The organism is Caballeronia sp. GACF4 (genome assembly GCF_023631025.1).
Lineage (GTDB): Bacteria > Pseudomonadota > Gammaproteobacteria > Burkholderiales > Burkholderiaceae > Caballeronia.
In genome coordinates, this window is the sequence record NZ_JALQDW010000025.1 from 64,716 (window position 1) to 84,165 (window position 19,450).

Here is a 19,450-nt window from a genome sequence, read left to right on the forward strand (position 1 = left end):
GGACATCCGGCTTTAACGGATATGCGGTAACCCAATCACAACCTTGCGTTGCTTCGAGACTGGAGACACCTCAATGCGTTCGCTCACGGACCAGAAGATCGCCGTCATCGGGCTGGGCTATGTCGGCCTGCCCCTCGCGGTGGAGTTCAGCAAGCATCACGCGGTAGTCGGCTTCGACGTGAACCGTCATCGCATCGACTCGTTGCGCGAAGGACACGACGCCACGCTGGAAGTCGGCGACGACGAGCTGCATGCGGCGCAATCGCTTGCATTCACCGACGATCCCGAAGCGCTCAAGGATTGCACCGTGTTCATCGCCACGGTGCCGACGCCGATCGACCGGCACAAGCGCCCCGACCTCGGCATGCTGCTGCGCGCAAGCGAAACGATAGGCGGCGCGCTCAAACCGGGCGACGTGGTGATCTATGAATCGACCGTATATCCGGGCGTGACCGAGGAGGAGTGCGTGCCCGTGCTCGAACGCGTGTCGGGCTTGCGCTTCAATGTCGATTTCTTCGCGGGCTACAGCCCCGAGCGGATCAACCCGGGCGACAAGCTGCATCGCTTGCCGGACATCAAGAAAGTGACATCAGGGTCCACCCCCGAAGTGGCCGAAGCCGTGGATGAACTCTACGGACAGATCATCACCGCCGGCACGCACAAGGCCGCGAGCATCCGCGTGGCAGAAGCGGCAAAGGCAATCGAGAACACACAGCGCGACGTGAACATCGCGCTCGTCAACGAGTTGTCGATCATCTTCAACAAGATGGGTATCGACACCGAAGCCGTGCTGCTCGCCGCCGGCACGAAATGGAACTTCCTGAACTTCAGGCCCGGACTCGTGGGCGGTCACTGCATCGGCGTGGACCCGTACTACCTGACGCACATGGCGCAGTCGATCGGCTACAACCCGGAAATCATTCTCGCCGGACGGCGCCTGAACGACAGCATGGGCACGTATGCGGTCTCGCAACTCGTCAAGGCGATGACGCGTGCGCGCATCTATATTCCCGGCGCGCGCGTGCTCGTCATGGGGCTCGCGTTCAAGGAGAACTGTCCGGACATGCGCAACTCGCGTGTGGTGGACATCGTCACTGAACTCACGCAATACGGCACGAATGTCGATGTCTACGACCCGTGGATCTCGCGTGAAGACGCGTTCCACGAATACGGCATCCAGCCCGTGGAAGAGCCTGCCAAGGGCGTGTACGACGCAATCGTCGTGGCGGTATCGCACCGGCAATTCACGGAAATGGGTGCGGCCGCGCTGCATGCCTACGGCAAGGAGCAACACGTCGTCTACGATCTGAAATACGTTCTTCCCGCCGACGCAAGCGACTTGCGCCTGTAGTGCAGGCATAAAATGACAATGAAAGATCGATACGAAAGCGTGCGCGAACAATTGCGCGCACGTCCGGAGACATGGCTCATCACGGGCGTGGCCGGCTTCATCGGCTCCAACTTGCTCGAAGCGTTGCTCGCGCTCGATCAGCGCGTGGTCGGACTCGATAACTTCGCGACCGGGCACGAACGCAATCTCGAAGAAGTGCGCGAGAGCGTCGATGAAAGGCAGTGGCGGCGCTTTCGCTTCATCGAAGGCGACATCCGCAATCTGCTCGATTGCCAGGCGGCCATGCAAGGCGTGGATCACGTGCTGCACGAAGCGGCGCTCGGTTCGGTGCCGCGCTCGGTGGCCGACCCCATCGCCACGCACGAAACGAATTTAAGCGGCTTCCTGAACGTGCTATGCGCCGCGCGCGATGCGCAAGTGCAGAGCTTCACGTATGCGGCATCGAGTTCGACATATGGCGATCATCCCGGCTTGCCGAAGGTGGAAGATCGCATCGGCCAGCCGCTCTCGCCTTACGCGGTCACGAAGTATGCGAACGAGCTCTATGCGTCGGTGTTCGCGCGCGCTTACGGCTTCAATGCGACGGGCCTGCGCTACTTCAACGTCTTCGGCAAGCGTCAAGACCCGGATGGCGCTTATGCCGCCGTGATTCCGAAGTGGACGGCCGCGCTCATCAACGACGAGATCGTGACCATCAACGGCGACGGTGAAACGAGCCGCGATTTCTGTTTCGTCGATAACGTCGTGCAGATGAACCTGCTCGCGGCCAAGGCGGATGCCGCGGCCCGCGGTCAGGTCTACAACGTCGCCGTGGGCGATCGCACGACGCTCGGACAACTCTTCGCGGAACTCAAGCGTCTGCTCGCCGCGCACGGCATCGCTTATGAGCGCGATGCGCAGTTTGGACCTTTTCGAGCGGGCGATGTCCGTCATTCGCAAGCCGATGTCGGCAAGGCCGAACGTCTGCTCGGTTATGACGGCAAGGTGCCGTTTGCGGAAGGACTCGCGCGCGCGATGCCGTGGTACATCCGCTTTCTGGCAGACCGTGCTGGCCACGAGCCGAACCGCGTCGACGCGCTCTCGGCCATGGCCAGCGGAAAGTGAGGCCGCCGCGTTGATATCACAATTCGCCGCGTTGAGAGACCGCTTGCTGCAGCTTCATCCCGACCATCTTCGCGCTGCGCGGGGTATGTCGAGAGTGGCGGCGTTCGTGCTGATCGGGCGCTCCGCGGGCGCGTTCAAGGAGATGGTGATCGCATATCGCTACGGCATCAGCAACGTGGTCGATGCCTATCAGATCACCCTCATGCTGGTTTCGTGGCTGCCGTCGGCGTGCTCCGCCATCTTCGCCATCGTTCTGGTGCCTGCATTCGTCGATCTGCGCAAGCAATCCGCGAGCGAAGAAGCGCAATTTCTGAGCGAACTCGTTACATGGTCGGCCGTGGTGGGACTCGGTTTCACCGCGATCCTGTATCTGATCTGGCCATACGTTCTGCGGCTCATGGCGGGCAATCTCGCCGTCGAGACGCAGGACATGGCGCATCACATGATGATGGTGATGGCGCCCATCGGCGTCCTCATCATGATGGTCACGGCCTACTCGACGCGTCTGCAATCGAGCGAGCGTCATATCGCGACCTTGCTCGACGGCCTGCCTGCCGTGATGACGCTTCTGCTCGTGCTGTTCTTTACCGGCAATAGCGCAATGCAGCCGCTCATGTACGGCACGTTGCTCGGATATGTCGCGCTGGTTCTGGTGCTGAGGCCGCTCGGCGGCAAGGTCGATAACAACTATGCGCGCTTGAGCTTCACGTTCCGCTCGCGCAAATGGCCGCCCGTCTATCACGCGGTACGCGTCTTCATGCTCGGTCAACTGGTGGTGTGCTGCACACCCGCGATCGATCAATATTTCGTCGCTCATCTGGGCGATGGCGCGGTCGCGACCCTCGGCTATGCGAACCGCGTGTTCGGTCTGATCATCAGCATGGGCGCGCTTGCCATTGCGCAGGGCACCTTGCCGGTGCTGTCCGACATTCTCGGCCGCGACGATCACAAGCGCGCGCGTCATACCGCGTTCCAATGGTCGCTTCTGATGCTCGGCGCGGGAACCGTCTGCGCGGCGATTGCATACCCGCTTGCGCCGTGGATGGTCGGTGTGCTCTTTCAGCGTGGCGCGTTTACCGCGCAGAACACGGAACTGGTCGCGGAACTCATGCGCTTTTCGCTCGTGCAGTTGCCGTTCTACTTCGCCTCGCTCGTGATGATGAACCTGTTGTCGGTCGAGGGACGTTACAAGGAGATGGCCATCATTACCGCACTGGGGTTTATCGTCAAAGTCGCAGCCAACACATTGCTCACGCGCTGGATCGGCATGCCGGGCGTGGTCGTCGCGACCGGCGTGATGCAGGCATCCGTCTTTTGCCTCTCGATGCTCTTCACGCGACGAATCCCGCCGCTGCGACCAACCGGAGGATTGGCTGCATGAACATCATGCTGTTGGTGAGCTCGATGGGCAGCGGCGGCGCCGAGCGCGTGGCCGCCACACTCGTGGATGCATGGAGCGAGCGCGGCGACAAGGTCACGCTCGTCGCCACGTATAGCCGCAAGCGCGCGTGCTTCTATGCGCTGTCCGACAAGGTGCGCTTCATCCAGCTTGCGGATCGGATCACGCCCACGCGCAATAAATTCTTCGGGTACATGCAACGGCACCGGGCGTTGCGCAAGCTGATACGCGAGACCGATCCGGACGTGGTGATCAGCTTCCTCACCAACGTGAACGTGGCAAGCATTCTCGCTTGCGCGGGTCTGCGCGTTCCGGTCATTGCATGCGAACACAACGATCCTTCCGTCGATGGCCGCACGCCGTTCTGGAAGTTCGCCACGCGCCTCGCTTATCCGCATGCGCGCGCCGTCACGGTACTGACCGACAACGTCGTTGCGCCGTTCAACGCGATGGTGCCCGGCATCAAGCACACGGCGGTCATGCCGAACCCGCTGCCCGACGACCTGTTCCACCAGCCCGCGCCAACGGCAAGCCCCGATGAACGCATGCGGCTCGTTTCGCTCGGACGGCTGCATCCGCAAAAAAACTACGGCTTATTGATCGATTCGTTCGCGGCCATCGCCCATGAATTTCCACAGTGGGATGTGTGGATCTGGGGCGAAGGAGCGGAACGCATGACGTTGCAATCGCGAATCCAGCAGCGCGGCATGAGCGGACGCATCTTCATGCCTGGCGTCACCGACAAGCCGTGGACCGAAGTGCTGCGCTCGCAGGCCTTCGTCATGTCCTCGCGCTTCGAAGGCTTTGGACTTGCGCTGGCCGAGAGCATGGCGCTCGGCGTGCCGGCAGTGGCAGTCGACTGCCCGAGCGGTCCACGCGATATCACGCGCGATGGCGAAGACGCCTTGCTCGTGCCACCTGGCGATCCCATTGCGCTCGCGCACGCATTGCGCCGCATGCTTGCCGACGAAGGTTTGCGCAAAGCGCTCTCCGTCAAGGGCGCGCAATCGGTACGCGCGCGCTATGCCGTCAGCACCATCCTGCGGGCGTGGGACGAACTCTTCGCGCGCGTGGGTATCAGCGAAACGAAAACATCGACCGGTACGGATACTGGCCTGCGTCATGCAGAAGCATCGAGCCCCGGCACGTTGAACTAGATCCTGAGAGGCAGGCGATGAACAAGGTCATTCTCTTTGCGAATACCGACTGGTATCTCTACAACTTCCGTCTTTCGCTTGCCAATCGACTTCGCGATCTTGGGCATGAAGTCATATTGCTTTCGCCGCCCGGCGAATATGGACCGCGCCTGATCGAACTCGGCTTTCGCTGGCATGCGGTGCCAATGGTCCGGCGCAGTCTCAATCCATTGCGCGAACTGAATCTCGTGCTCTGGCTCGCGCGTTTCTTTCGCGCGGAACAGGCTTCGCTCGTGCATGGCTTCACGATCAAGAGCGCGGTCTATGGGTCGCTTGCCGCGAGGCTCGCAGGCGTGCCCGCTCGCGCGAATTCGGTGGCGGGGCTGGGTTACGTTTTCACGAGCCGCGACATGAAAGCGCGCTTTTTACGGCCCGTGGTGCGCCAGGTCCTGCGTCTGGCTCTTGACGGCGAGAACTGTGCGCTGATCCTGCAAAATCCGGATGATGTAGCGATGTTCAAGAGCGCCCGTCTTGCCAATGAACAAGCCATCCACCTCATCAAAGGCTCCGGCGTGAATTGCGCGCGCTTCACGGCGCCTCCCGCCGATGCGCCTCTTTCGCACGCGCCGCTGCGCGTGCTGCTTGCGGCACGCATGCTGTGGGACAAGGGCATTGCCGAATTCATCGAGGCCGCGCGCGTGCTCAAGCGCGAGGGACGCACCATCCGCTTCATTCTTGCGGGGACGCCGGACGCGGGCAATCCCGCTTCGATCGAACAGTCGACGATAGAAGGCTGGGTGAAGGAAGGCCTCGTCGAATGGCGCGGTCATGTCAGCGACATGCCGGGTCTGTTTGCAGAAACGGATGTCATGGCGCTGCCGAGTTATCGCGAAGGCTTGCCAAAGTCCCTTATCGAAGCGGCCGCGTGCGCATTGCCGCTCATCACGACCGATGCACCCGGCTGCCGCGAAGTGGTGAGCCGCAACGGCGAAGACGGGCTCGTGGTGCCGGTGCGTAATGCAACGGCGCTGGCCGACGCCATCCGCCTGCTCGACGACGATCGTCCGCTCGCGCGCAAGCTCGGACTCGCCGCACGCGAGAAGGCGCTGCGCGAATTCGATGAAGCGATCGTCATCGACAGGACCCTTGCGGTGTATCGCGCGCTCGCGCCCGCGACATCGACGGCGAGTGCGCCCGCATCCGTCGAGATCACGCCTTGAAGATCGTTCACGTCATCACCGCATTGCCCGCGGACGGCGCGGAGATGATGCTGTATCGACTGATTCGCGCATCGCGCGGCGAAGGCGTCGAGCATGCGGTCATCTCGCTGTCGTCCGAAGACACGCTGGCGGCGCGCATTCGTGAGGCGGGCGCCGAAGTGCGCATACTCGGCATGAGCAAGAGTCTGCCGGAGCCGCGCAAGTTAGTGCAGCTCGTGCGCTGGATCGACGAACTCGAACCCGATGTCGTTCAGACCTGGCTTTATCACGGCGATCTGATGGGCGGACTCGCGGTCACGGCCGTGAGAGCATGGCGCAAGAAACGGCTGCCGCTCGCCTGGGGCATTCATCACACGGACCTTCGTTCGAGCGGTAGCAGCCGCATGACGCGCTGGGTGACGCGAGCATGCGCGCTGCTGTCAAACCACGTGCCTGATGCGATCATCTGCTGCGGCGAAGCTGCACGGCGCGCGCATGTCGAAGGCGGTTACTGCGCGAAGAAGATGATCGCGGTTCCAAACGGCTTCGAACTCGATGTCTTCAAGCCCGCGCCAGCGTCTCACATGGCATTACGCGAAAACCACGGCTTCGCTGCGGATGCGCCGGTCGTCGGCATCATGGGCCGGTATCACGCGGTCAAGGACTATCCCAACTTCATCGCGGCAGTGCGGCGTGTGCTGCAAGCGTTGCCGCAGTGCCGCTTCGTGATGGCAGGCAATGGACTCGACGATGACAACCGCGAGCTCGTCGAACTCATTCGCAGTGAAGGCGTGGCACATGCGTGCCGCTTGCTTGGACCGCTTAAGCATCCTGAAGCGCTATTGGCGGGGCTCGATGTCTTCTGTCTTTCGTCACGCAGCGAGGGATTGCCGACCGTCATCGGCGAAGCCATGGCATGCGAGACGCCATGCGTGGCGACCGACGTCGGCGATACCGCGTGGCTCATCGGGGAAACGGGAACCGTCGTGCCGCCTCGAAATGCCGATGCACTGGCGCAGGCGCTCGTCGACATGTTGATGCTGCCGCGGACGCGGCGCGCGGCGCTCGGCGTGGCGGCAAGAGAGCGAATCGACAGGGTTTTTTCGATCGAAGCCAGCTGGCGTCGCTATGAAGACATCTACTTGCGAATCAGCGAACGAAGAGGCTCAGTGGATGAAGCGTCGGCGCCAGTCGCACAGGTGTCGGCGAATGAACGACACATTGGTTCCGGTCAATAACCGCGCACCGGAAGATTTTGCACACGCTTCGTCATTTCGGATGTCCCGAACCCGGCCCGGAATGGCCCGCGCCTTTAGTCTTCAGCTCGCCCGCCTTATGCGAACGTGACCAGATGCTCGTGCGCCCTTGCTCCTCGCGCCGGCGGCGGCGCGAGGGCAGCAGTACGTCGGCAAGCGCGAGCAACGCAAGCGCGACGACAGCGAAGAAGGCGATCGTGCCAATGATGATGGCGAGATCCATTGAATCTCCAGACTTTTCCTGCGTTTTCGGAGATGGCGTTTCGTTACGCCCGATACTTTATTAGAGCACCATCCATGCCAATCGTTTTCGGCATCTCCGTCTAAAAAGCCTGGCATGGTGAAGCGCCGCGCAAAGAAAAATCGGTGCACCAAGCACCGACACCGGGCGCGCGCTGAACGCGCGCCCTCTTTTCGACATGTTGCCTCGCTAAACGCTTAACGCGTGTAGACCATGTTGGTGACTTCGACCGTCGGACCGGCGTTGTCCCAATCGGTCTTGCTAAAGCCAAGCGCTGAATGCATATAGACCGGCGACGCACTCGTGATATGACCCGTGACCGAATGGCCGTTTAGCGCGAGGCCACCGACTTCATACGCGACGTGATTGGCGTTGTTGTCGCGATGGTTCGAGATATCGATCGAGACTACCTTGTTCACCGAACCTGGCAAGGCGCCCAGATAAATCAGAATGCCATAGCGGCAGCTGTTCGTCGTTGGGCTGATGATCTTGATGTTCTGCAGCACGGCGTTGTTGTTGTTGGGTTCGATGTCGAGGCCCGCCGAAGGCAACGTGCCGCCGATGTTTTCCCAGGTCGGCGTATCGAACGTGATATTCGCGCCACTCGTGATCGTTGCGCCCTGACGGCGGCAACCGGTCGCGTGGTGCTTCGTAATGTTGACCGTGTTGCTCGGCGTCGTCAGGCTGCGATACGAGTTGCCGATGTAGATGCCGTCGCCCCAGCAGTTGATCGTGGTCGGCGAGGTGATCGTCACGTTGGTCGAACCCGCGATGGAGATGCCCATGCCCTGGCCGCCGTCGTTCGGATCGTTGGTCGCGGAGTTGAGTTCCTTGCTGCCGTCGAGCGAGGCGTTTTCAATCTGCACGTTCTGGGCATCCCAGACGCGCAGGATCTGATAGCTGGCGACGTTGTGCGCGTGCAGCTTGATCGACGCGCCGCTTGCGAAACGCAGGTGTGAGTTCGTGCGCAGGTCGAGGCCGGCCGCATCGATACGGCTCTTGCCGGTGATCAGCAGAATCTTGCCGACTGAACCGTCGATCGCTTTCTGAAGCGCGACGCGGTCGTTGGTAGTGCCATCGCCCTTCACGCCGAAGGACGTGTCGGTGACCGTGCCGGATGTCGTCGCGGCCTGCGTCGACGAAGCGACCGCCGGTGTCGAAGCAGCTTGGGTGCTTGAGGCGGAACTGGTGCCGGACGCACGGCGGCGGCGCTTGGAGACGGAATCAGCGACATCTCCTTCACCGCCGCCACCGCATGCGGAAAGTGCGAGCGATCCGGTGCTGGCCATCACCGCAGTGAGAAACTTGCGACGCGTGAAGATTCGATCGATCTGATCAGCAAATTGCATTGGAGTAACAGGAGTTTTTTTGGTCAAGGACATGAGCTCGAAGTTATCAATGGGCGTCTGACGAACAGATTCGCCGTGTCAGCTTTCGGATTGGATTTTCACGACTCGGATGGCCCTTGGAAGGACCAGCAAATTCGCGCACTCGTCGGAACGGCATTAATTACCTTTAACGAAATTATTTTCGCTTCTAATAAGGCATTAAATACCGACTACGGATCGTATGATACAGATCGTTGTATGACGAATAGAGACGAATCGTAACTATCTGTAACTGTATAACGGGGACAGGGCCGAATTTTCTGGCTCACGCAACGCGCGATCGCACGTCAGGCGGGAAATGCGCTTTTCTATTGCGCATATAATCAGATGAATAAGCAATTCTCGAATTTATTGCGAAAAACGAATTCTGTCGCAGTGAAACAACGGCTATTTATCAGATTAATAAAGGAAATTTTCCCTGAATTCTTCTAATCAGCTGATTGGAGATCTTTCAGCAAAATCTCTGATTTTCGTGTTTAGCTTGTTTCCCGCAACGCTGAGCGCACGGAATTAAACAAGCTTGATCGGTCATTCTCAAGCCGCGCTGAATTGTGAACAGATTCGCTTCTAGGCCGTTCTACGCCTGTTCTTTGCCCAAGGATTTTTCTGGCCGAACGTTCGAACGCCAGACATTATCGCTCGCTTTCTTAAGCATTCGTTGTGCGCCAGAAATGGCGAATGCCACGCGTCCCCAGTTCGTTTGCGCAAGTTGCAGACTGCAAACCATTGCGGTATTGCCCCGGCTCCAGTACGGCTTGAACGTTTCTGCGCCGATGCCGAGGTCGAAATCCAGACGCTGCTCGATTGCCCACCGAACCCATGCCTCGGTTGAAACCGCGCCGGGTGCGAATTTCCCAAAGCGCTTATCGAAACTCGCAATCAGACCGATCATGCTCTTTGCGCCGAGACCGATCATGTTCACGGCGAGAATCTCGCCATCGAGTTTCAGGACCATGAGCTTTGCACATGCGAGGGGATGACAATGATTCAGCAGCTCGATTAGATAATTGCGGAAGGTTTCCTCCCACAGCCAACTGCCCTTCTTGTCGACGCGTTCGCCCCACTCGCGCTTTCTCGCCAGCATCCAGTCGACCATGCGCGCGTTCTCTTCACGGTCGTGCGGGCCGAGAATACACACCTCGAACTTGCCTTCGCGCTCGAGTCGTTCACGCAACTGGCCGGGTCGCTTGCCCGAAAGCTTGCCCAAGCCAATGACGAATTCATCCCAACAATTCACTTCCGAAAGTTTAGCCACGGCATAGGGATGTTCCTTGGCGAGCATGATCCCCGGATGCTCCGCAGCGAGCCGATACAACTCGCTTTTGCAATCGACATACGGAAGCAAAACAATATCGCCCTTCCCTAGGTCACGCGCCGCCTGCCAGATCGATTGCGACAGATCCGGCGATGCATACGCGGGATCGGTCAGCACGGTCGTATAGTCTGCCGATTCAGAGCTAAGTGGCCGAAGCACGTTCCAGAGACGATTGCGCGAACGCACGAGCGGCCAAATGGCGACGATACGTTCCTCGCGCCGCGCAGTAATGATGCAAAGTGACCGTCCCGCAGGTTTGGCGACATGACGCCAAACCAATGAGCAGACCGCAAACGATTCATGATGCCGCCCGTCGGCGAGCGTCCACAGTTCATCCCATTCTTTATGCAGCGCTTCGAATTCGTCAGGACTTTTAATCAGATCGATCACATATTTGGCCGTATTCATCGGGCAGCTCCGGCATCGTTATTCGAGGTCCGCTTGATCATGGATCTGCAACCGCACAAGCGTGCCCTCATAGCGCGCACTTAAGCACAAGCTTGGCTCTCGTTCGAGTCAAGATCTTGCATCGAATAGCAAACTGCCCAACGTGCGATGGCGTACAGTGGTGCATGCGATTGGTCTTTACGCTCCAGTAAGTTCCTATACAGGGTCGCGCAGGAGACGGCGCGACTTCGTCTCGATAGAACGCACATCCTCATGCTGTCACCGGTCCGCGACAAGCGGCCTGCAACACGGCGCTTCATCTGCGAGGCGGCCCGGTGCAATCGTCCATCTTTGGCGGCGAACGGGATGATCAAAGCGACATACACACAAAGCGAACGGCTTTCATGAACCGAGTTGTGAGGGACAATGGATAACGAATGCTATTCAGTAAGCTCTTCACCTATCGAGCCAAGCTCAAAACCGGTTAAAAAGAAAATCAGGGAAAACGTCAAGAACGATTCGAGCACCACTAAAGCAGAAGGCATCGTGGAGCGCTCCATCTTTCATGAGCCCTGGTGGCTTGAAGCGGCGACCGACGGTAAATGGGGCATTGCTGAAGTAAAGCAGGGCGATGTCGTCATTGGGGAAATGCCTTATATGTTCGAGCGTAAAGGCATCTGGCGCATATCCGTGCTGCCGCCTTTGACGCGCACGCTTGGCCCTGTCATCAAACCGCAACGTTTAGGTAGTGGCGAGCGCGAATGGTGTTATCGAATGGACATCACGAATCAGCTCGTCTCGAAGATTCCTGCGTGTGCGCATTTTCATCAATTGATGGACACGCGTATGTCGCAAGCCGAAGCTATTGCATTTTCGCTGCATGGCTTCGATGTCTCCATAGGCTATACGCTCGAGTTGCCGGCTGATCGAAGCGAAGCCGAGGCATGGTCGGCGCTACGGCGCAATACACGCAATTGGCTGCGTCGCGCCACCGAACGGCTTACCGTGCGCGAAATAAACAGCCCCGACGCCTTCACGGATTTCTACGACGCCAACCTCGCCGTGCGCAAACGCAATAACGTGTACGGCTCGCAGATCATGCGCCGCGTGCTCGGCGAAGTCATCAAGCGCAATGCAGGTGTCATGCTTGGCGCATTCGACGAGAACGGCCAACTCGTCGCCGAGACCGCACTCGTGTGGGATACGCGTGCCGTGTACTACCTGCTGTCATCGCGCGCGGCGGATGCACACGGCGGCGCAATAAGTCTTCTGATTTGGGAAGGCGCGCGCGTGGCGCGAGAACGCAAACTCATTTTCGATTTCGACGGCATTTCCACCGCTACCATTCTCGACTTTCTATCGGGCTTCGGGGGACGCCTTGTAACGCGCTATGAAATTGAACGCATGCGCGCGGATTACGGCGCCCTGCGCACCGTACTAAGAGGCGAGAAGATGGCAATCCGCACTGGCGCGCGACGCTTGCGCAAGGCAACGCTCGATAAAACGTGAATCATGCAGGCGAATGACCGCGCCATTGCTTGCCATGCGCGGTCATAAGCCGAGGAAATACGCGTACACGCCCTCGTAATAGCTCTTGATGATTTCCGCAGTCAGCACCAGCAATATTCCCACGGTCCACCAGCATACGAAGCGATTCTTGAAGCGCGTCTGCCCGACGAGAAACGGCAGCAGCAAGGGCACGCAATACCATACGCGCCCTTTGCCGAAGGGAAACAGCAGGAAGGCAAGCACCAGATAAAGCACGAGCGCGACGTCCATGAAACAGATGTCGCGCCATGCCTGAGCTTTGCCCGCCTGCTTCGTTTTCCATTCCGTATAAAGCATGACAAGTGCCGCCGTCATATAAACCACGAGGAGAATCACCAGTTTGATGGTGAAATCGTTCTGGTAGCCCGCATATTCGTCGATACGACGGCCGCCAAAGTTCTTGAAGAGAAAGCCCGCCGACGAAACCAGCACGACCGCCACCGCCGAAGCGCTTCCCAACGCGAGCCATCTGCGATTGCCCCATGGACGCATTGCGATAAGCAGGAGCGCGGGCACCGCGAACGTGGTGTGAATGAAACTCGCGAGCAGCCATCCCGTTACGGGTCTTTGGTAGCGCAAGGACACGAGCATGGCGATAGAGAACGCCATCCCCTGGCGAATTTGAAAGAGTCCGACAGTGGCGAGCGCCATCGGCACGACACACCAGAGCACGAGACCCAGCAATGGCCGGCGTACTTCCAGAAGCGCAATGAAGATCAGCGCGTTGAGCAGCACCACCGTAAGTCGCACACCGGCATCGGGTGTCAAGCCCAATGCGTTCAAAGCGACGACCCAAGCGCGCCAACCGAATTCCTCGGTGATCGTGCTGATGACGAAACTAACCGTGGATTTGCGTTCCTCGTAAGTATTGAGGAACCAGTCCCACGTGGTCTTACGGAAGTATTCGAGGTAATTGTCCTGATCGAGCAACGTCGGCACATTGCGTACGCCCGTCGCCATCACATACAGGACGACGAGCGCGAGAATGATGAACAGCAAGCCATTCGGCGTCGCCAGATAGGAATGAGCACGCGCACGAGGACGGGAAGGAGAAACGCTTCGCGCTTCCATTGCTCTTGCTCTCATCTAGGAATTCCCTTGCTAGCGCGATTCTGATGATATTGGCGACAACCCGCTGAGGGTGTCGTGAGTACATGCGACCCGTCTGTACGTTGTCGCACAGCATGTGGTTTAACGGATGAGGCGTAACCCGGACACGACGATAGCCGGCCCGCGCTTATCGTAGTCGACGCTTTCGACTGAGGCTAGCCGCGAATTCACCCATACCGGCGAGACATTCGTCACGCTACCTTTCACCGTCCATCCTTTAGTGTCGAGACCGGATACGCTAAAGGCATTGTCGGAAGAAGATTCATCGCGCTGTCCGCTTATTTCTATGCTTACGGTCTTAGGCTTGGGGCCGGGCAATTCCGCGAGATAAACGAGAATGCCGATACTGCATCGGCGCGTAAGCGGATCGACAATGCGAATGTCTTCGAGCACGTCGCGATTGGAGTTCGGTTCGATATCGATTCCTGCCGAAGGCGCTGTTCCACCGATGTCTTCCCACACACCACGTTCGATCAGCACGTTCATTCCACTGATGAGCGACACACCCTGACGCCGGCACGCACGCGCATGATGATCGCGGACGACGATATTGCGGGATCGTCGCGTCGCCCGTTCATAACTATTGGCGATATAAAGGCCATCGCCCCAACAGCCGATCGTTGTGGCCGAGTTTATCGTGACATTCGTGCTTCCCGCGATAGAAATGCCCATACCGTAGCCACCGTCGTGTGTTTCGGGCGGCGCTGCGTTGAGTTCCTTGCTGCCATCCAGCGTCGCATTTTCCAGCAGCACGTTATCCGCATCCCAGATACGGATCATCTGATAAGAAGGCGTGTCGTGAGGCAACAGCTTGATCGATGCGCCATCCGCAAAACGCAGATGCGTACTGCTGTGCAGATCCAGACCTCGCGTGTCCATTCGACATCGACCTTCTATCAACAAGGTCTTGCCGACGGTACTGTCTATCGCGGCTTGAAGACGCGCGCGGTCATTGCTCTTACCGTCGCCTCTCACACCGAACGTGCTTGCCCGTATAAGCTCAGTCGAATCATTTGTTTGCGCATGCGCGCGATGCGGCGCAAGGGTTTGCACCAATGCGCACGATGCAAAAACCTTTAATGCAGTTCTTCTATCGAGCATATCGTAATGGTTTAACGCGTTGAACAAAGCATTCACGGGATGGACCCGCATCGCGACTTACATCTTCGACTCTGAAAACCTTTAGGTCTATTGTCACGCGCTGACGCGCGTCTTAGCGGTGGCCGATCAAGCGCTCCGATCCAAAGGTTTTCATCGGACGAGAGATCTTCGACGACCTTGCACCGTGTCACGCCCACCGCTATTTCATTCGTTGTTAGTACAATTGAAAGCCAAGCTGCTTCGCTCGTTTCAACGATCAGTGTCAGCATTTCGCTAACGCTTTGCCACAGGCTTGACTCAAAATGTTCAACAATGCTTAGAGCACAAAAGTCGTCGTCGAAGCGCTAGCAAATTTGAATCGATACGCGGTCTAGCCCACATTTCATCTTCAAAAAAAGATGCTCACTTCGCTGCACTCCGCGAGATGATATTTGGACTCCGAAAGGCATTTAATCATGGGGGTTTCCCTAATTAATCAGTAAATACGGCAAAAAGCAAATGGCTTGATGAAATAGCCGTTAGCCGTAAGCGCGATGTACCGCCTTGTCATCTCATTCCGTTGCTTTTCGTTTTTCAGTTTCGTCGATGTTGCGCCGCTTACTTCCTGGACTATCTGCATGCTTCGGTCTCGCCGAACGATAGTTCGTCCTCACTGAAATTAACGACCGTCCGCGTTTAAGACGAGCATAAGACAATGCTAAACCTCGCTCTCGGTTGCCTGACTTCGTTTTGTCTGACTCTTTGGATCGTGCGTTATGCGAGTCATGCGGGATCGCATTTACTCGACACCGACCTCAATGGAGTGCAGAAGAATCATGCGGTCCCCGTGCCACGCGTGGGCGGTGCGGCCATCGTCGGCGGAACGGCAATCACGTTCATGATGGGCGGCCTCTTCGGTGCGAATCCACGCGGCGAGTCGATGCTGTTATTGGCGTGCGCCGCTTTACCGTTCCTGGCCGGCTGTCTCGAAGACCTGACCAAGCATGTAAGCCCGCGTGCGCGTCTGCTCGCGGCCATGGCAGGGTCGATCGGCGGCGTCTATGCGTTGCATGCGGTATTGGTTCGCGTGGATCTGCCGGTGGTCGATCACGGGCTTCAACTCATGCCGCTTGCGGTCGGCCTCACCGTGCTGACCGTGTCGGGGCTCACGAACGCAATCAATCTCATTGACGGCATGAATGGCCTCGCATCGGTCTCGTCCATCCTGATCTTCGCTTCGATAGGGTTCGTCGCGCATCAAGTCGGTGACTGGCTGATCATGAGCGTCGCGTTGACCATGATCGGCACCATCCTTGGCTTCGTCGTATGGAATTATCCAGGCGCCCACATTTTCCTGGGCGATGGCGGTGCATACTTTATCGGCTTTGTCATGGCCGAATTGCTCGTGCTGCTGATCGCGCGGCATCCTTCCGTGTCGGCGTGGTATGCGGCTGTCGTCGCCATCTATCCGCTCTTCGAAACCGTGTTCTCGATCTATCGCCGCAAGTTCGTGCGAGGCCGACCCGTGAGCGAACCAGATGGCGTGCACCTTCACACGCTCATCTACAAGCGCATTGCACTCAAAGGATCGGACTATAGCGATGTGCGTCAGCGCGCGCGCCGCAATGGCCGCACATCGCCTTATCTGTGGGTGTTGTGCGCTGTGGGCGTCGCGCCCGCAACGGTGTTCTGGGACCGGCCGCTTGCGCTTTTCGTCACCGGCGCGATGTTCATCGCGGTCTACGTATGGTTCTATGCAAGCATCGTGCGTTTCAGGACGCCGCGTTTTCTCACCGCGCATTCGTCGATTGCTCCGACCGCCTCCGAAACCCGCCGTTGATCACGCAGGCTCGGCGGCAGGCAAGCTTGTTTGATCGACCAATCGCGTGGCCGCCAGCTCGCTAAGCTCCTCCATGTTGAGCGAAGCGAAGCCGTGGCGTTCGCGCAGCAGAACATAGTGCTCGGCAATGCGCTCAAGAAACGCGATGTTCTGCGCGATATTGCGGCCGAAGTTATGCGGATGCCACCAGAGGTGATAAAGGCGCTTGTTGAGCGCCGCATCGGTCATGGCATTTTTTATTCGTCCAAGGCGCAAGCCATCGAGCATTGCCCATTTGCTTGAATAAGGCCTCAGAAAACTGCTTGCCGGAAAATTGAAAGGCGCGCTTTCGAAGCATGATTCGAGCGCATGGGTATTGTGTCCGGACACGTTCATATAAGCATCGAGCAAACGCGTTGCGCGGCGCAGATAGCCTTGCCCTGCCTTGTCGGAGGCCGCATAAGCGTGACCGCCTTGTGTTCCGCGATAACACACGATGCCATGCCGCGCGAGCGCCGCAAGGTAGTCTTCATTGCACTGGTTGCGCGGAAATACGATGCTCTTCAACCGCAAGCCTGCGCGCCTGGCAACCTCCGTGGCGCATTCGATATCCGCTTCGAATTCGCGCAAGCCCTGACCTTGTTCTAGACAGTAGTAATGCGAATAGGTGTGCGTGCCGATAGCCTGACCAGGCTGCTCCGCAATGCGTTCGACGAGTTCGGGCGCGAAGTGATAAAGCGGATCGAGCGCCTGGCCTGCATCGATATATTCATAAGGGGAAATGCCTGCGCGCACGTAATTCGGCCGCAGGGAAGGCGGCGGTAAAGCCGCGCGAAGTTCATCCGCATTGCGATGAAAAAGAAAGCCTACCGTGGCCCATGTCGCGTGAATGCCGTTTGCGGCAAAGACATCGAGCATGCGCGGAATGGCCTCGCGCACGCCGCGCAGGTTCGCGCCATAGCTCTCGATGGTGCGCGTCTCGCGCACGCCCCAGAGCAATTCGAAGTCAAGCGAGACCGTGAACACCCCATGGTCGAATGTCATGAAGCGGCTTTTCGTCGTGGAAGAGAAATGAATCAGGCGAACGATGCTTGATGCATGCGCATGTTCGCTGATTTCCCCGCCGACGATGGTGGGCTACCGCACTTAGACGAAGCGGGCCATCGACGATGGCCCGCTTGACGTTCTCACTCGAGTTCCGCTTGATTAACGCCTACTCTTCGATCTTCGAAATCGCCGAAGTAGCCGGGTCATAACGATAGCCCTTCTGCGCAAGCTGCTGGACCATCTTGTCGCCGATTACCCTTTGCTGCGCTTCACGCAACACGAGTTCATGGTCCGGCTTGAGCCGTTCGAGTTCCAGCGCAAGCCGGCGCATGAGCGCGACTTCGCCGGTGCTGCGTGCATCGATGAAGAGCAGTTTCTCGTTCGCGCCGTCGAGCCGCTGTTTCAGGTCCTTGGCATAACTGACCCATTCTTCGGCCTGCGTGCGCAGCTTGTCGTAGGCCTTCGTATGATCCTTGGCCTGTGTCGTGATCTGCCGTTGCAAAGCGGCGATCTCGCCTTCCACCGCGACGCCGCGTGCCTCGAGTTCCATGCGCTGCGAGGCGTGAGTGCTTCTTGCATCGGCTTCGCGTTGTTCCTGTTCGGCCAAACGCTCCTGCAGCAATGCCGCCTGCTGTTCGGCATTCTCCGCGCGCTCGCGGGCAGCGGCGGCATCTTGCGCGCGCTGGGCGGCGTCGGCGCTTGCCGCGTCCTTTTGCTCGTTCAACGCGCTGATCTGCGAACGCGCCGCTTCGAGTTCTCGTGCGACACGCTGAAGCTCGCCGGACTGCGCCGTGGCTTCATCGTGCTTGGCCGCGTGAGCCTGTTGCAACTCGTTTAGCGCACCGCGTGCCGCGTCGAGTTCGACTTCGAGTTCCGCGATACGCGCAAAACGCTCGTTCGCTTGCTGCTCGACCGCCGCCACGCGTTCGGCGGTAACGCCCGCTTCATGCGCGTAGCGTTGCGCTTCATCGGATTTCGCCTGGCTTTCATGCTGCAGCGCCTCGGCTCTTTGACGCGCCTCGTCGCGTTGTCGAACGAGGCTGGCAATCTCGTCGTCCTTGCTCGCGACATGCGCGCTCAGCGCTTCATGCGCCTGCCGCACGTCGTCGCGCTCGCTCACGAAGCGCGCGATCTCCTCGTCCTTTTGCGAGACGGCCACGTGCAAGGCATCGTTGTGCTCCTGGACGATGCGCGCGATCTCCTCGTGCTTGCCGACTGTCGCCGCGTTCAACGCGTCGTCGCGTTCGCGGACGATTCGCGCAATCTCGTCGTCCTTCGCCGCGACGGATGCCGTGAGCGCCTCATGCGCATGGCGCGCTTCGTCCCGCTCCCGCGCAATTCGGGCGAGCTCGTCATCCTTATCCGAGATCGACGCGGCCAACGCTTCCTGCGAACGCTGCGCTTCCTCGAAGGAGGCGATCGCCGCCGCAAGCCTGCCCTGCTCCATCGATTCCCGCTGCGTCAGTTCCTCGACGCGCCGTTCGGCGGTCTCGGCGCGGGCGCTCACATCGGCAAGCGCACTGCGCAGATGTTCGACCGTCTGTTCCGAAGCCTGTAACGCCTGCGCCAGATTGTTGCGCTGCTGGCGCTCGCGGCCGGCTTCCTCGTCGGCCTGCTGGAAACCGGCGAGCGCTTCGTCGCGTTCCGCGAGCGTGGCCGTAAGCCGCTGATCCAGCGTGCGCAATTGTGGTTGGAAGCGTTGCCCGGCCTGTTGATGCGCGCCCGCCCAAAGCTGATGCGCCGCGTTCAGAAGCGTCTCGGCGACGCCTTGCGGCAAGCTCGCTTCGTCGTCGACGGGTGTGGGCGCGGCTTGCGGCTCCTGTGCCGCTTTCCAGCGCTGCAACGCGTTTGCCACCTCGATGATGGAGCCGCTGCGGATTTCGTTCCAGACGGTCAATGGCGACAACTCGCGGCCTTCTCCGCTCAACCGTTGCGCGATCGATGCGACCTGTTGATCCGTAATGGTGCTTGACTCTGACATGTGCCCCTCAACACTGTATTTGCCTGATAAAACATCGACTGGCGTAACGTTACTACGTTCGCCGCGAGATCCGTCATTTTCCGTGCACG

At 59.0% G+C, this 19,450-nt stretch carries 15 protein-coding genes; 8 read left to right on the forward strand and 7 right to left on the reverse strand.

Annotated elements, in window-relative coordinates; genetic code table 11:
* Positions 1-73 precede the first annotated feature (73 nt).
* The 6 genes from tviB to NCR40_RS22650 all read left to right on the forward strand — a co-directional run bounded on the left by tviB (position 74) and on the right by NCR40_RS22650 (position 7,427).
* Entirely contained in the window at positions 74-1,351 is a 1,278-nt protein-coding gene (gene tviB, locus NCR40_RS22625; RefSeq protein WP_250510701.1) for a Vi polysaccharide biosynthesis UDP-N-acetylglucosamine C-6 dehydrogenase TviB, read from the forward strand.
* An 18-nt stretch (positions 1,352-1,369) separates the two neighbouring features.
* Positions 1,370-2,455, forward strand: a complete 1,086-nt coding sequence (locus tag NCR40_RS22630; RefSeq protein WP_250510702.1) for an SDR family oxidoreductase — start codon at positions 1,370-1,372, stop codon at positions 2,453-2,455.
* Positions 2,456-2,540: 85 nt separating this feature from the next.
* Complete coding sequence (gene murJ, locus NCR40_RS22635; RefSeq protein WP_244830151.1) at positions 2,541-3,836, forward strand: murein biosynthesis integral membrane protein MurJ; 1,296 nt, start codon at positions 2,541-2,543, stop codon at positions 3,834-3,836.
* Positions 3,833-5,011 (forward strand): glycosyltransferase family 4 protein, encoded by a 1,179-nt coding sequence (locus NCR40_RS22640; protein WP_250510703.1) that lies wholly within the window; start codon positions 3,833-3,835, stop codon positions 5,009-5,011. Before murJ ends, NCR40_RS22640 begins: the two co-directional genes overlap by 4 nt.
* Positions 5,012-5,028: 17 nt before the next feature.
* Positions 5,029-6,210, forward strand: a complete 1,182-nt coding sequence (locus NCR40_RS22645; protein WP_250510704.1) for a glycosyltransferase family 4 protein — start codon at positions 5,029-5,031, stop codon at positions 6,208-6,210.
* Positions 6,207-7,427 (forward strand): glycosyltransferase, encoded by a 1,221-nt coding sequence (locus NCR40_RS22650; RefSeq protein WP_250510705.1) that lies wholly within the window; start codon positions 6,207-6,209, stop codon positions 7,425-7,427. Before NCR40_RS22645 ends, NCR40_RS22650 begins: the two co-directional genes overlap by 4 nt.
* Before the next feature lie 31 nt (positions 7,428-7,458).
* Here the strand turns inward: NCR40_RS22650 and NCR40_RS22655 are convergent, their stop codons facing one another.
* The 3 genes from NCR40_RS22655 to NCR40_RS22665 all read right to left on the reverse strand — a co-directional run bounded on the left by NCR40_RS22655 (position 7,459) and on the right by NCR40_RS22665 (position 10,797).
* Positions 7,459-7,668 (reverse strand): hypothetical protein, encoded by a 210-nt coding sequence (locus NCR40_RS22655; RefSeq protein WP_250510706.1) that lies wholly within the window; start codon positions 7,666-7,668, stop codon positions 7,459-7,461.
* A 215-nt stretch (positions 7,669-7,883) separates the two neighbouring features.
* Positions 7,884-9,035, reverse strand: a complete 1,152-nt coding sequence (locus NCR40_RS22660) for a glycoside hydrolase family protein (RefSeq protein ID WP_250510707.1) — start codon at positions 9,033-9,035, stop codon at positions 7,884-7,886.
* Between the two features lie 616 nt (positions 9,036-9,651).
* Positions 9,652-10,797: a GNAT family N-acetyltransferase gene (locus NCR40_RS22665; RefSeq protein ID WP_250510708.1), complete on the reverse strand. Its 1,146-nt coding sequence runs from the start codon at positions 10,795-10,797 to the stop codon at positions 9,652-9,654.
* A 525-nt stretch (positions 10,798-11,322) separates the two neighbouring features.
* Between NCR40_RS22665 and NCR40_RS22670 the strand changes: the two genes are divergently transcribed.
* Positions 11,323-12,285 carry a GNAT family N-acetyltransferase gene (locus NCR40_RS22670; RefSeq protein ID WP_244830144.1) on the forward strand — a complete coding sequence of 321 codons (963 nt, stop codon included), beginning with the start codon at positions 11,323-11,325 and terminating at the stop codon, positions 12,283-12,285.
* A 42-nt stretch (positions 12,286-12,327) separates the two neighbouring features.
* Here NCR40_RS22670 and NCR40_RS22675 read toward each other — a convergent pair whose 3' ends face one another.
* The gene (locus NCR40_RS22675) at positions 12,328-13,410 is read right to left on the reverse strand and encodes an EpsG family protein (protein WP_250510709.1); all 1,083 of its coding nucleotides are present in this window, start codon (positions 13,408-13,410) and stop codon (positions 12,328-12,330) included.
* Positions 13,411-13,515: 105 nt separating this feature from the next.
* A complete protein-coding gene (locus NCR40_RS22680) occupies positions 13,516-14,571 on the reverse strand; it encodes a glycoside hydrolase family protein (RefSeq protein ID WP_250510710.1) in 1,056 nt (351 codons plus the stop codon).
* Between the two features lie 658 nt (positions 14,572-15,229).
* Between NCR40_RS22680 and NCR40_RS22685 the strand changes: the two genes are divergently transcribed.
* Positions 15,230-16,354, forward strand: coding sequence for an MraY family glycosyltransferase (locus NCR40_RS22685; RefSeq protein ID WP_250510711.1), 1,125 nt, complete (start codon positions 15,230-15,232; stop codon positions 16,352-16,354).
* Here the strand turns inward: NCR40_RS22685 and NCR40_RS22690 are convergent, their stop codons facing one another.
* Positions 16,355-17,377, reverse strand: coding sequence for a polysaccharide deacetylase family protein (locus tag NCR40_RS22690; protein WP_250510712.1), 1,023 nt, complete (start codon positions 17,375-17,377; stop codon positions 16,355-16,357).
* A gap of 169 nt (positions 17,378-17,546) precedes the next feature.
* Entirely contained in the window at positions 17,547-19,361 is a 1,815-nt protein-coding gene (locus NCR40_RS22695; protein ID WP_250510713.1) for a DNA-binding protein, read from the reverse strand.
* Positions 19,362-19,450: the final 89 nt, after the last annotated feature.